Origin of the sequence: Raineyella fluvialis, from assembly GCF_009646095.1 — a bacterium.
Classification (GTDB): domain Bacteria; phylum Actinomycetota; class Actinomycetes; order Propionibacteriales; family Propionibacteriaceae; genus Raineyella; species Raineyella fluvialis.
Genome location: NZ_CP045725.1, coordinates 1,941,418 through 1,953,872 on the forward strand (window position 1 = coordinate 1,941,418; position 12,455 = coordinate 1,953,872).

Genomic DNA, 12,455 nt, shown 5'->3' on the forward strand with positions numbered 1-12,455 from the left:
TCAGCGCGATGGTCAGCGGCCGAACATGCCGCCGCCCTGGCCGACCGGGAGCAGACCGAAGCCACCGGTGCCCTCGCCGATGAGGAGCAATCCGAAGAGCACGAAGAGAGCGGCGGCACCGATCTTGATCACCTTCTCGGGAAGCTTCCGCTTGAGGACGAAGCCGACGAGGATCGCCAGGGCATCGGCCGCGACCATGCCGACGGTCGACCCGATCCAGGTCCAGAACCAGTTCTCCTGGGTGGCGAGCGTGATGGTGGCGAGCATGGTCTTGTCGCCCAGCTCGGCGAGGAAGAAGGCGGTGCCGACGGCGACAAGGGAGAAGCCCTTGGCGTGGCGAGCCTTGTCGGCCTCCGCCTCGGTCAGTTCGTCGCCGCGCAGTGTCCACACGGCAAAGATGAGGAAGGCGATGCCCGCGACGATGGCGATGCCACCCTGCCACTGGCCGAACACGTCACCGATGAAGAAGCCGATGGCCACCGAAGCCAGGTGCACGATGGCGGTGGCGATGCTGATGCCGATCAGGACGTCGCGAGGGCGGTAGCGAGCGGCGAAGGTCATCGCCATCAGCTGGCTCTTGTCGCCGAGTTCGGCGACGAAGATGACAGCGATGCTGAGCAGCAGGGCGTTCACGGGGGGTCCTCTCCGGGCGGCCGTGACAGCCCGGAAGGGATGACTCCGACCGTCCCCGATGGTGGGGCGACATGGTCGAAAGTCTCGTCCGCCACTGAGGATGGCCGGTCGCGCCGGGCCGGAGCCAGTGTGTCGACGCGACTGTTGGGGACTACTCCCTTTCAGGTGGCCATCTTATCCGAGGGCGGTTGGGGCGCGAATCGAGCCCGTCCCCCGTGCCGGACGTCGGCGTCGACGTGTCTGCCGGACGTCGCTGCCGGGCGTAACACCGAGCGTCGGTGCCACGGCACCCGGTGCCCGCCGCACCTCACTCCCGCGGCCGGACCGGATGCTCGCTGAGAATGGAGATGCGGTTGTAGACGTTCATCCTGATCGCGGCCCACTGCAGGGCGGAATACTGTCCATCGGTCAGCGCCTCGCGGGCTGACGCCAGTTCAGCCTTCCGGACCTCGGGGTCGGGCAGCTCGGTCGCCGCCTCGCCGATGGTCAGCGCGGCACGCTCGACCTCGGAGAACAGCTCGTCGGCCTCCCGCCAGCTCGCCAGCACCGCGAGTTGCTGGGGAGTGAGGCCCAGCTGCAGTGCCTTGCGGCCGTGGACATCCAGGCAGTAGGCGCAGCCGTTCATCTGGGAGATACGCAGGCTCATCAACTCGATCACGGCGGGGTGCAGGCCGGCGGCCTTCGTCGACTCGGCGATCCGGGCCGACCAGGCATTGGTGGCCGCCCAGTTCTGCGGGTCGGCCTTGTCCAGGTAGAACCTTCCAGCCATGATCCATCCTCCGTCGGTAGTGGGCTCAGATTATCCGGCCCGTCGGACAGCGGGGACGTCCGCCGAGCCGCCGAGTCCCGATGTGACGGAGCCGATGTCGCGGCACAACGTCCACACAGACTGGCGCAACCCCTGCCCTAACCGGCGTTCCTAACGTCGAGGCACTACTACAGGCTGCGTGAGGAGGACCATGTTCGGTTTGACGGTCCGGCGGGAATTGTTCCGCCGGCGAAAGGAAACGATCATCATCGCCTTGGGGATGGCAGTGGCCACAGCGCTACTGATCGTCCTCAGTGGTGTCTCGGCGGGCATCCGCAACGGCCAGTCGCAGGTGCTGCAGTCGTTGTACGGGGTGGGCACCGACATCACGGTGAGCCAGGTCGCCGCACCGGGCAGTGCGGCGACGCCGGGGCAGCGGTTCGACTTCAACCGTGACCAGGGCTCCACCCAGAACGGCACCACCACCCTCCAGTCCAGCCGGCTGGAGACCTCCCGGGGGAGCGCGACGCTCGATGCGGCCACCGTCGACACCGTCCGCGGCGTCAGCGGCGTGTCCGCCGCGACCGGAGTGCTCACGCTCAATCTGATGAACTTCTCCGGGCAGCTGCCCAGCGGCGCCGCCTCGGCGACTGCCCAGCGTCCGGCGGCGACGCAGCAGGAGGGGGCTGCCGGTGGCTTCGGCGGCGGCAGCTTCGGCTTCCAGCAGACCTCCGTGTCGGGCATCGACCCGGCATCGGCCCAACTCGGCCCGCTGGCCTCGGCCACCATCACCGATGGGCGCGCCCTGGCGGCCTCCGATGGGACCGACCCGGTCGCGGTGATCAGTTCGACGTACGCCAGCACCCAGAGCCTCGGTGTCGGCAGCACCATCACCATCGGCACCACGGCGGTCAAGGTGGTCGGGATCGCCACCTCCGGCTCCACCACCCTGTCGGACATCTACCTTCCGCTGGGCTATGCACAGACCGCGTCCGGCGAGGTCGGCAAGGTCAACGAGGTCTACGTACGCGTTACCTCGGCAGACCAGGTCGACAGCACCGCCACCGCCCTGCGCGCGGCGTTGCCCTCGGCGACCGTCTCCACCCAGGCGGACCTCGCCTCGTCGGTGTCCGGCTCGCTGGCCTCCGCCGCCAAGCTGACCGAGGGACTCGGGCAGTGGGTGTCGGTGGCGACCCTGGTCCTGGCCTTCCTTCTCGCGATGCTCTTCACACTTTCCGGGGTGAACCGGCGTACGCGTGAACTGGGCACGCTCAAGGCGATCGGCTGGTCGAACAAGCGGGTGGTCGGCCAGATCACCGGGGAGGCCGCCGTCAGGGCGGCGATCGGCGGGCTGGTCGGTATCCCGTTGGGGGTCGGCGTCGTCGAGGTCCTCAACGCGGTCGGGATCACGCTGTCGGGCTCCGCCGGCCTCGGGCTGGGGCGCCCTGGCGGCGAGGGCGGCATGGGCGGCGTGCCCAGCGTGGCGGCCGGGGTCGCCGGTGCTGCTGCCTCCGCCGCGGGCCGGATCGGCGGGGCAGTCGGCGACAGCGCTGCCGGTGTCCAGGTGGTGCTGCACAGCCCGTTGCAGGTGAGCGTCCTGGGCCTGGGGTTGGCGGCCGCCGTGGTCGGCGGGCTGTTGGCCGGACTGGTGGGCGGATCCCGCGCGGCTCGGCTCAGCCCCGCAGTGGCCCTTCGAAGCATGGATTGAGGAGCGGACGATGTATCAGTTGTCAGGGGTCAGCAAGACCTACCGGGGCAAGCGGAGCGTGATCGCGCTCAAAGACGTGGACCTGGCCATCCCCGACGGTCAGCTGGTGGCCGTGCAGGGACCCACGGGGGGTGGCAAGTCCACCCTGCTGCAGATGCTCGGCGGCCTGGATCGGCCGAGTGGCGGCCAGGTCGTGATGGCTGGCCGTGACCTGGCCGCCATGCGCGAGGGCACGCTGACCAAGGTCAGGGCCGACGAGATCGGATTCGTCTTCCAGGCGTTCAACCTCATCCCGACGCTGTCGGCACGGGAGAACGTCGAGTCGGCCCTCGTGCCGGGACGCTTGTCGGCCGGCGAGCGGCGGGAACGCGCCCAGGAAGCACTGGAGGCGGTGGGGCTCGGCAGCCGGGCGGACCACCTGCCGGGTGAGCTGTCCGGGGGCCAGCAGCAGCGGGTCGCCATCGCCCGGGCTCTGGTCAAGAAGCCGAAGGTCCTGCTCGCTGACGAGCCGACGGGCAATCTGGACGAGGCGATGCGCGACGAAATCATGGAGCTGCTGGAGTCCTACTGGCGCGACGAGAAGCTGACCATGGTGATCGTCACGCACGACTCCACCGTCGCGGCCCGGGCCCAGCGGCGCCTGCGGATCGTGGCGGGAGAGGTCTCGGACTGTTGATGGAGCTCCTGTTGATAGACGGAGCCTATGATTCGATCCACAACATCGATCGAAACCGGCTATCGAAACCCTGCCAACCGATATACAGTCTGTATTGCATTCGCACGCCACCTACATCGAAGGGGTTCACCCGATGTCGCTCATGAACACGAAGATCCTGCCGTTCACGACGCAGGCCTACCACCAGGGCAAGTTCGTCGAGGTCTCCGAGAAGGACGTCCTCGGCAAGTGGTCGGTCTTCTTCTTCTACCCGGCCGACTTCACCTTCGTCTGCCCGACCGAGCTCGGCGACATGGCCGACCACTACGACGAGCTGCAGAAGCTGGGCGTCGAGGTTTTCTCCGTGTCCACCGACTCGCACTTCGTGCACAAGGCCTGGCACGACTCGTCGGAAGAGGTCGGCAAGATCCAGTACTTCATGCTGGGTGACTCCAACGGCACCATCACCAACAACTTCGACAACATGCGTCCGGGTGCCGGCCAGGCCGACCGCGCGACCTTCCTGGTCGACCCCGAGGGCACCATCCAGTACATCGAGACGACCGCCGAGGGCATCGGCCGTGAGGCCGGCCAGCTGATCCGCAAGATCAAGGCCGCTCAGTACGTCGCCGCCCACCCGGGTGAGGTCTGCCCGGCCAAGTGGGAAGAGGGCGAAGCCACCCTCACCCCCGGCATCGACCTCGTCGGCAAGATCTGATCGGCGCACCAGCCGAGTGAGCGGTGGGTGCCCGGTCCGTCCGGGCGCCCACCGCGTTTGCCTCAGCCCACCCCGCATCCTGGAGGACACCATGCTCGACGCCACCCTCAAGACCCAGCTCAAAGAGCAGTACTTCACCAAGCTCACCGAGCCCGTCGAACTCGTCAGCTCCCTGGACGACCGTCCGAAGTCGCGGGAGATGGCCGAGCTGCTCGACGAGCTCGCCGGCCTCTCGGCCCTGGTCACCCACCGCCGGGCCGACGACGACGAGCGCCGGCCCTCCTTCGCCATCACCCGCCCGGGTAGCGACATCTCCATCCGCTTCGCCGGCATTCCGATGGGGCATGAGTTCAGCTCCCTCGTCCTGGCCCTCCTGCAGGTCGGCGGCGTCCCCGTCAAGGAGGATGCGGAGACCCTCGAAGCGGTCGCCAACCTCGAGGGTGACTTCGAGTTCGTCACCTACATGTCGCTGAGCTGTCAGAACTGCCCGACCGTCGTCCAGGCCCTGAACTCGATGGCCGTCCTCAACCCGCAGATCAAGCACACCGCCGTCGAGGGGTCACTCTTCCAGGACGAGATCGAGGAGCGCCGCATCCTCGCGGTCCCGACGATCTACCTCAACGGCGAGGAGTGGGGCTCCGGGCGTACGGACATGAAGCAGTTCGTCGAACGCCTCGACCACCACGCCGCGTCGCGGACCGCCGAGAAGCTCAACGCCCGCGAACCGTACGACGTCCTCGTCGTCGGTGGCGGCCCGGCCGGCGCCTCCGCCGCGATCTACGCCGCTCGCAAGGGCATCCGCACCGGCATGGTCTGTGATCGGATCGGCGGCCAGGTGCTCGACACCCTGGCCATCGAGAACCATGTCTCGCAGGTCTACACCGAGGGCCCCAAGCTCGGCGCGGCCTACGCCGAACACATGAACGCGTACGACATCGACCAGATCGCCGGAGTGCAGGCCACCCGCCTCATCCCGGGCGAGGACGGCGAGCTGCACACGGTCGAGTTCGAGGGTGGTGGCCGGCTCCAGGCGCAGAGCGTCATCCTGGCCACCGGCGCCCGCTGGCGTACGCTCGGCGTCCCTGGTGAGGCGGACTACCGCAACAAGGGCGTCTCGTTCTGCCCGCACTGTGACGGGCCCCTGTTCAAGGGCAAGCCGATCGCCGTCGTCGGCGGTGGCAACTCCGGTGTCGAGGCGGCGATCGACCTGGCCGGCGTCACCGAGCACGTCACCGTCATCGAGTTCCTCGACCAGCTCAAGGCCGATGAGGTGCTGCTCCGCAAGTTGCACAGCCTGCCCAACACCGAGGTCGTCACGTCAGCGCGCACCACGCAGGTGGACGGCGACGGGCGCGCCATGACCTCCCTGCAGTACGAGGATCGCGAGACCGGCGAGCTGAGGACCCTCGACGTCGCCGGCGTCTTCGTCCAGATCGGTCTGCTGCCCAACACCGAGTGGCTGAAGGGATCGATCCCGCTCAGCCCGCGCGGTGAGGTCATCATCACCGAGAAGGGCGAGACGGCCATCCCGGGCATCTACGCCGCCGGTGACTGCACCACTGTCCCGTTCAAGCAGATCGTGATCGCCGAGGGCTCCGGTGCCACCGCGGCGCTCGCCGCCTTCGAGCACATGATCCGCACCACGGCGCCGGTCCCGGCCGCCGCGCTCTGACACCGGGCCCGCCGGGGCCGCCTGACGTGGCGGCCCCGGCGGTCCGCCGGCCGGCGAGTGGCCGTCGACCCGAGACCCCGCGGGAGGAGAACCGGTGAACCTGCGTGACCTGGAATATCTGGTGGCCCTGCACGAGCACCGCCACTTCGGCCGGGCCGCCGCGGCCTGTTTCGTCAGTCAGCCGACCCTGTCGACCCAGCTGCGCAAGCTGGAATCCGAACTCGGGGTCGAGCTGATCGAGCGCAGCTCCCGCAGCGTCATCTTCACCGCCGTGGGGGAGGCGGTGGTCGTCCGCGCCCGGCGGATGCTCGCGGACGCCGAGGACATCCGAGCCCTCGCCCGGCAGGCCGGCACACCCCACGCCGGCACCGTCCGGCTCGGGCTCTTCCCCACCCTCGGCCCCTACCTGCTCCCGCACGTCGTGCCCGAGTTGCACAACCGCTTCCCGGGCCTGGAGATCCTCCTGATCGAGGAGAAGACCGCCGTCCTGCTGGACGCGCTGCGCAGCGGCGCGCTGGACGCCGCCGCGGTGGCGATGCCGATCGTCGACGAGACGCTGCACATCGAACCGCTCTTCCGTGAGGACTTCGTCTTCGCGGCACCCGTCGGCGACACGATCGCCGAGGGTGACGGCCCGCTGAGCCCCGATGCTCTGGCGGGTGAGGACCTGTTGCTGCTGACCGAGGGGCACTGTCTGCGGGACCAGGCCCTTGAGATCTGCTCCGAGACCGGCGCGGTCGAGCACGTGGGCTTCCGGGCCACCAGTCTGGAGACCCTCCGGCACATGGTCGCCGCAGGGGTCGGCGCGACGCTGCTGCCCGAACTGGCGGTGGCGCCCCCGGTCACGCCCAATCCTGGGATCCTGCTGCGACGCTTCCGCGAGCCGGCTCCCCACCGCGACATCGTGCTGTTGTGGCGGCGCACCAGTGTCTTCCGCGATCTGTTGCCGGAGATCGCAGAGGTGCTGCGCAACGTCCCCGGTGGGCTGGTGCATCCGCTGGCGGCCTGAGCCGACGACAGCCGCGGATCTCGAGGCCTCGGAGCTGGCTGCTCCAGGGTTCGAGATCCGCGGCTGTGTTCGTGCTGGTGTTTCGTGCTGGTGGTCGTCCTGGTGATCCCGGGACGGCCTTCGGAAGTTCGACTACTCCCGTCGTGCCGGGGCTGCGGGTCAGGCGGCGGCCGACTTGCGCAGCGGGCCCCAGCCGAGCACGCCGAGGATGACGGCGACGACGATCAGGGCGATGCCGGCGTACAGAGCGATCGAGCCGATGAGCCACCAGGCGTACGCGGTCAGCAGGGCGGTGCGCAGCATGTCACCCATGAAGAGCGACTGGCGCAGGTCACCGAGCTTCTGGACCTGGGCCTTGTCGGCGTTCGTGTCCTTGGACAGCGTCATGAACTGACCGGAGATCTCGTTGTAGGTCTTGCCACCGCTCGAGGCGTTCATGTGCTCGAGGATGTAGTGGTTGGCGTACGCCTGGGCCTTGGGGCCGTTGTCGAGCGGGGTGCCCGCGTACTTGGTGAGGGCGGCCTTCATGGCGTCGTTGGTGAGGGCTGGCCCGGCAGGCATGGTGATGCGTTCCTGGGACAGCTGATCCTTGACGTAACCATGGGCCCAGCTGCCGCCGATGATGGCCACGGCTCCCACGAGTACAAGGACGATGGCTGCGACGCGGCTGAGGACACCGTATGTGGTGCGTTCCATGATCTGTTCCCTCTTCCTCTCCATTGGTTTGGGGGATACGAGTGAAAAGTACACCACCGGGGGTCGTAGTACGACGTTGCGTAGGAGAGGATCCGGCTGTGTATTGGAAGGTAAGGCTTTCCTGTGAGGCCTACAGGGCGGAACCGCGTCGTTCTGCGGTGTGAGGGCTACCCCTGGAGGGTATTCACAGCTCATACTGAGTGATTCACGTCACGCTCTCAGATTGGAGCGCGCGTGGGATGGGTCACAGGGCGCTGGTATTCCACCGTAAACCGGATCCTGTGGATGCCCGGCCAGCTCGTCGCGGACCGAGGCCACCACGACGCAATGGGGTGCCCAGGGGCTGCTGCGGATGGTGCGCATGGGGGCGGCGTGAGCCCTCGCGGACGGTATGGGGGCGGCGTGAGCCCTCGCGGACGGTATGGGGGCGGCGTGAGCCCTCGCGGACACTCCAGTTTCTCGCTGCCGTTGTGAGGTCCGCGAGTTCCTTGAGTATCCGCGAGGTGGCGGCTGGAGGCTGGATCATCCGCGGGCCTGGGGGTGGGGGCATCGGATCATCCGCGGGGCCGCGGGAGCCCCCGCTCAGCCCCGCAGCCGCGGCCGGGCCGCGTACGACGGCTCGGCGAACTTCTCGACCGGGTCCCCCTGGGTCGCCACCGACATGTACTGCAGCCAGGTCTTGGCCGGATAGCCGGCGCCGAAGAACGTACGATCCCCCGGCATGGCGTAGGGATCCAGGTCGGACTGCCCGTCGCCGCCCGCCACGTACATCACGGCCGTGGAGACCCGCGGTGTCGCCCCGACGAACCAGGCGGCGTAGATCTTGTCCTCCACGCCGGCGGTGCCGGTCTTGCCGGCGACCGGCCGGTTCAGGGCGGACACCGAGGTGCCGGTGCCCTGTGTGGTGACCTGCTGCAGGGCGTACGTCGTGTCACGGGCGATGTCGGGCTCGATCGCCTGCTCACCCTTGGCGTCAGTCTTGTACAACACCTTGCCGCTCATGTCGCGCACCTCGCGCACCACGTGGGAGGAATACCGCATGCCGCCGTTGGTGATGGTGGCGTACGCGCTGGCCATGTTGAGCGGGCTCACCTCGGGCTCGCCCAGCACCATCCGGTCGTAGTTGCCCCAGCCGGTGCCGCTCGGCGCGCCGGCATCGTTGGCGGCCTTCATCACCTTCTTGGGGCCGCCCTGCATCTGGTGCACCAGGTCGACGAACGCGGTGTTGATCGACTCCTGGGTGGCGTACTGCAGCGACACCGCGGGGCCGTAATTGGTGTTGAACTCGTTGCGCACCGGCATCGGCTGGCGGTCGAGCTGGAACGTGTTGCCGTTGAAGGTCGACCGCAGCGTGAATCCGTCGCGCAGCCCCGCGACCAGGCCGAAGGCCTTGAAGGTCGACCCGGTCATCCGGGCCGTGGTCGCCCAGTTGCGGGAGTTCTTGACGAAGTCGTCACCGCCGTAGAGGGCGAGCACCTCACCCGTCCGGCTGTCCACCGAGGCGATCGCGGCGTGCAGGTCACCGGCCGGGGCACCGGGAACGTTGCCGGCGGCCTTGGCCTGGTACTTCTGGGCGGCGTCCTGGGCGGCCTGCTGCGCCTTGGGGTCGAAGGTGGTGGTCACCCGCAGTCCGCCGCCGTTGATCTGGGCCTCGGTGAAGCCGAGCCGCTTCAGCTCCTGCTCGACCATGTTGACCAGGAAGCCCTGCGGCCCCTGGTAGCGCTTCTCCGGGGTCTGCACCGGGGTCGGCGGGAGGTGGTTGTGGAACTGGTCGTACTGGGCCCGGGTGATGCTGCCCATCTCGAGCATCCCCGAGAGCACGTACTCGTAGCGGGCCTGGAGCCGCGGCAGGTTCTCCGGGTCGATCGAGGGGTCGAGGATCGAGGAGTTCTGGATCACCGCGGCGAGCACCGCGCTCTGCCCGATAGTGAGGTCCTTGGCGTCCTTGCCGAACCACGCCTTCGCCGCCGCCTGGACGCCGTACGCGTCGCGGCCGAAGAAGACGGTGTTGAGGTAGTCACCGAGGACCTGGTCCTTCGACCGGGTGTTGGCGACCTTGAGGGCGTACGCGATCTCCTTGACCTTGCGGGTGAGCGTACGGTCCTGCGACAGGTAGACGAGCTTGACGTACTGCTGGGTGATGGTCGAGCCGCCCTGCACCTGCTTGCCGCTGACCATCGCCAGGGTGGCGCGGGCCATGCCCTGCACGGACACGCCGGGGTCGGTCCAGTAGGAGCGGTTCTCCGCCGCCACCGCGGCGTCACGCATCGACGCCGGGATCTGGGCGTACGGGATGGTGGTGCGGTTCTGGACGACGAGGGTGCTCAGCGCGGTCTTCCCGTCGCCGAAGTAGAGCGAGGTGGTGTTGCTGGTGAAGGCCTTGTTGGTGTCGGTGAGGTCGGCCCGCGCGTAGAGCATGCCGGAGCCGGCGGCGGTGCCGAGGACGACCAGGGCGAGCATGCCGACGATGAGGCCGGCCAGTCGGCGCCCCCGCGGGAGGCGATCCCGCAGCCGCGGCTGAGCCGTCCCGTCCTCGGCGCCAGGGTGACCCCACCGGGAGCGGACCGAGGCGACGTCGCCGAGACTCTCGGGGTCCTCGCCGGCCCGTTCGTACGACGGTGAATCCTGGGGGCCGTCGGGTCCGTACCGGTGGCGGGCGACGGGGTCCCCATCGGGGAAGGGAAACCCGGGGGACAGGATCCCGGACGGTGCCTCGGGGGCCGCGCCGGTGGCGGTGCCCTCGGCGCCTCCGCCGAACGATGCGGACGAGGGGGCAGGCAGGCCCGTGTCGAGGCTGGAGCGGATCGGGTCCGGTGCGGGCGTCGGGATGGGGCGCCACCACGCCTCGAGGGGGTCCTCGGTGTCCGCGGCCACGGTGGCGATGGTCCGCCCGTCGCTCACGGCATCCGCAGCGGCATCCTGCGTGGTCGTGCTTGGCGCACCCGCAGCGCTCGCCGCGAGGGCTGCCCGGTGGGCGTGGAGACGAGCACGATAGGTCCCTGGCGCTGCGACCGGCTGTGCCGACCCCGGGAGGGTCGGCTGCGGGACGTCGGGGGACGGATGGTGTTCGTCGGTCATGACCACCTCGAGGACCGGGGGAGGGAACGTACGGTGTGGGGCGGCTCCGGCTCACGGCCCCGGCCCACGGTAACTGACGGCCGACCCCGTCCGGCGACGTCGGCCCACGCGACGACGCCCCCGGCCAGGCCGAGGGCGTCGTCGAACGTCACCGTGGGGGGTGTGACGATCAGGACACGGAGTAGTAACCGCTGACCGGCATCCAGCTCACCGGGTGCAGCTGGGTGCCCTCGCGGGGGTTGAGCGCGGAGATCATCATGCCGTTGCCGACGTAGATGCCGACGTGGCCGCCACCGTTCTGGAGGACCAGGTCGCCGGGCTGCGGGGTGCTGGTGCGCTGCAGGGCGCCGGGCTGCGAGTACGACGTGCGCGGCAGGCTGATGCCGGCCTGGGCGTACGCCCACATGGTGAAGCCGGAGCAGTCCCAGGCGCCGAACGCGGTGCCGCCGTAGACGTAGGACGAACCGATGCCGCGGTAGGCGGCCTTGACGATCGCGGCCCGCTTGGCGGACAGCGAGGAGGTGTCGACCGACGCCGAGGCCTTGGTCGAGGTGGCCGCGCTCGTCCCGCTCGGGGAGCTGCCGGCGTGCGGGACGCCGTCGCTCAGATAGCGGGTGGCCACCCAGCGCTTGGCGCCCTGGTAGTCGATCTGGGTCCAGTCGGTGACCGTGACGCCGGTCGTGGTGACCTTGGTGCCGGACGCGAGCGTGGTCACCCGGGAGAACTGGGTGCCGGCGCCGGTGCGCACGTTGAGGGCGACGGTGGTGGTGCGGGTGCCCGCGGTCGAGCTGGGGCGGGGGGCGGTGTTGACCGGGGCCGAGATGGGCGCCATGGTCGTGGTCGTCGTGGCACCCGCCGGAGCGGAGCCCTCGGCGTGGGCGGCCGGGGTGGCGACACCCAGGGTGACCAGACCGGCGACGGCGGCGACGCCGGCGCGTGCGGCGATCGAGGTGTCGGCGAAGCCGGCGCTGTGAGCGGCGACGGCATTGGCGCGCCAGGTGCGCGATCCGGCGAGGCCGGCGCTACGACGGGGAGTGGTGGTGGACAGGAACTGCGACATGAGGCCTCCGTTACGCCTGCGAAGTGAGCTGTCGGGTTCGGGTGGGAGGCACCCGGCGTCGGGGGATGTGATGGTCCCCGTCGGCTTCACCCCAAGGCCGGCCTGGTTGGTCGGTCACAAGTGGTTCCCCCGCTTCTGCCTGAGCGTGATGACAAAGAACGCGGGTGGCGGCAGAACTCGGCGGACCGCCCGCGGCGCGGTTCCTGGTGTCCCCACGCGGTCGTCACGCTAACCCGAATCCAGGCAAGATCACAAACCGATAACGGCGCCTCCGGGTGTCGAAGGGGTGTCCCAGGGTTCCCACCCAGCAGGTGGTCGGGCCCTCAGGGGTGTGGGCAGGGTTCCGTCCTTGCCACTGAATCGCCTTGTCAGGGCGCCAATTCGCGGCTGGCGTCGAGCTCCGTCGCCGCCGATCAGTCCCTCGGGAAGAGCCTGAAAACTTTGTGAGGCAGTTCACATGAGAGCGTCGAGTCAGGGT

General features: G+C 69.1%; 10 protein-coding genes and 1 riboswitch. Of the genes, 5 read left to right on the forward strand and 5 right to left on the reverse strand.

The features are described from left to right. Positions 1 to 12: 12 nt before the first annotated feature. Together Rai3103_RS08805 and Rai3103_RS08810 are read right to left on the reverse strand one after the other, a co-directional pair. Positions 13 to 633, reverse strand: coding sequence for a TMEM165/GDT1 family protein (locus Rai3103_RS08805; protein WP_153572284.1), 621 nt, complete (start codon positions 631 to 633; stop codon positions 13 to 15). Positions 634 to 940: 307 nt separating this feature from the next. Next, complete coding sequence (locus Rai3103_RS08810; protein WP_153572285.1) at positions 941 to 1,402, reverse strand: carboxymuconolactone decarboxylase family protein; 462 nt, start codon at positions 1,400 to 1,402, stop codon at positions 941 to 943. A gap of 190 nt (positions 1,403 to 1,592) precedes the next feature. Here Rai3103_RS08810 and Rai3103_RS08815 point away from each other — a divergent pair, with 190 nt between their 5' ends. From Rai3103_RS08815 to Rai3103_RS08835, 5 genes are all read left to right on the forward strand, one after another. Further along, positions 1,593 to 3,089 (forward strand): ABC transporter permease, encoded by a 1,497-nt coding sequence (locus Rai3103_RS08815; protein WP_153572286.1) that lies wholly within the window; start codon positions 1,593 to 1,595, stop codon positions 3,087 to 3,089. A gap of 10 nt (positions 3,090 to 3,099) precedes the next feature. Next, complete coding sequence (locus Rai3103_RS08820) at positions 3,100 to 3,765, forward strand: ABC transporter ATP-binding protein (protein ID WP_153572287.1); 666 nt, start codon at positions 3,100 to 3,102, stop codon at positions 3,763 to 3,765. Between the two features lie 133 nt (positions 3,766 to 3,898). Beyond that, positions 3,899 to 4,462 carry an alkyl hydroperoxide reductase subunit C gene (gene ahpC, locus Rai3103_RS08825; protein WP_153572288.1) on the forward strand — a complete coding sequence of 188 codons (564 nt, stop codon included), beginning with the start codon at positions 3,899 to 3,901 and terminating at the stop codon, positions 4,460 to 4,462. Positions 4,463 to 4,553: 91 nt separating this feature from the next. After that, positions 4,554 to 6,134, forward strand: coding sequence for an alkyl hydroperoxide reductase subunit F (gene ahpF, locus Rai3103_RS08830; protein ID WP_153572289.1), 1,581 nt, complete (start codon positions 4,554 to 4,556; stop codon positions 6,132 to 6,134). A 94-nt stretch (positions 6,135 to 6,228) separates the two neighbouring features. After that, on the forward strand, positions 6,229 to 7,143 hold the full coding sequence (locus tag Rai3103_RS08835; protein ID WP_153572290.1) for a LysR substrate-binding domain-containing protein: 915 nt from the start codon (positions 6,229 to 6,231) through the stop codon (positions 7,141 to 7,143). Positions 7,144 to 7,302: 159 nt separating this feature from the next. Here Rai3103_RS08835 and Rai3103_RS08840 read toward each other — a convergent pair whose 3' ends face one another. From Rai3103_RS08840 to Rai3103_RS08850, 3 genes are all read right to left on the reverse strand, one after another. Continuing rightward, complete coding sequence (locus tag Rai3103_RS08840; RefSeq protein WP_153572291.1) at positions 7,303 to 7,839, reverse strand: hypothetical protein; 537 nt, start codon at positions 7,837 to 7,839, stop codon at positions 7,303 to 7,305. Between the two features lie 582 nt (positions 7,840 to 8,421). Further along, a complete protein-coding gene (locus tag Rai3103_RS08845) occupies positions 8,422 to 10,917 on the reverse strand; it encodes a transglycosylase domain-containing protein (protein WP_153572292.1) in 2,496 nt (831 codons plus the stop codon). A gap of 169 nt (positions 10,918 to 11,086) precedes the next feature. Then, positions 11,087 to 11,977, reverse strand: coding sequence for a C40 family peptidase (locus tag Rai3103_RS08850; RefSeq protein WP_153572293.1), 891 nt, complete (start codon positions 11,975 to 11,977; stop codon positions 11,087 to 11,089). After that, positions 11,976 to 12,133, reverse strand: a riboswitch (cyclic di-AMP (ydaO/yuaA leader). Its footprint overlaps the gene before it by 2 nt. Positions 12,134 to 12,455: the final 322 nt, after the last annotated feature.

What these genes read in the sequence shown, in the direction of transcription:
- Rai3103_RS08810 (WP_153572285.1), bottom strand. Translation starts at nt 1,402, where the DNA reads ATGGCTGGAAGGTTCTACCTGGACAAGGCCGACCCGCAGAACTGGGCG.
- Rai3103_RS08815 (WP_153572286.1), top strand. Translation starts at nt 1,593, where the DNA reads ATGTTCGGTTTGACGGTCCGGCGGGAATTGTTCCGCCGGCGAAAGGAA.
- Rai3103_RS08820 (WP_153572287.1), top strand. Translation starts at nt 3,100, where the DNA reads ATGTATCAGTTGTCAGGGGTCAGCAAGACCTACCGGGGCAAGCGGAGC.
- ahpC (WP_153572288.1), top strand. Translation starts at nt 3,899, where the DNA reads ATGTCGCTCATGAACACGAAGATCCTGCCGTTCACGACGCAGGCCTAC.
- ahpF (WP_153572289.1), top strand. Translation starts at nt 4,554, where the DNA reads ATGCTCGACGCCACCCTCAAGACCCAGCTCAAAGAGCAGTACTTCACC.
- Rai3103_RS08840 (WP_153572291.1), bottom strand. Translation starts at nt 7,839, where the DNA reads ATGGAACGCACCACATACGGTGTCCTCAGCCGCGTCGCAGCCATCGTC.
- Rai3103_RS08845 (WP_153572292.1), bottom strand. Translation starts at nt 10,917, where the DNA reads ATGACCGACGAACACCATCCGTCCCCCGACGTCCCGCAGCCGACCCTC.
- Rai3103_RS08850 (WP_153572293.1), bottom strand. Translation starts at nt 11,977, where the DNA reads ATGTCGCAGTTCCTGTCCACCACCACTCCCCGTCGTAGCGCCGGCCTC.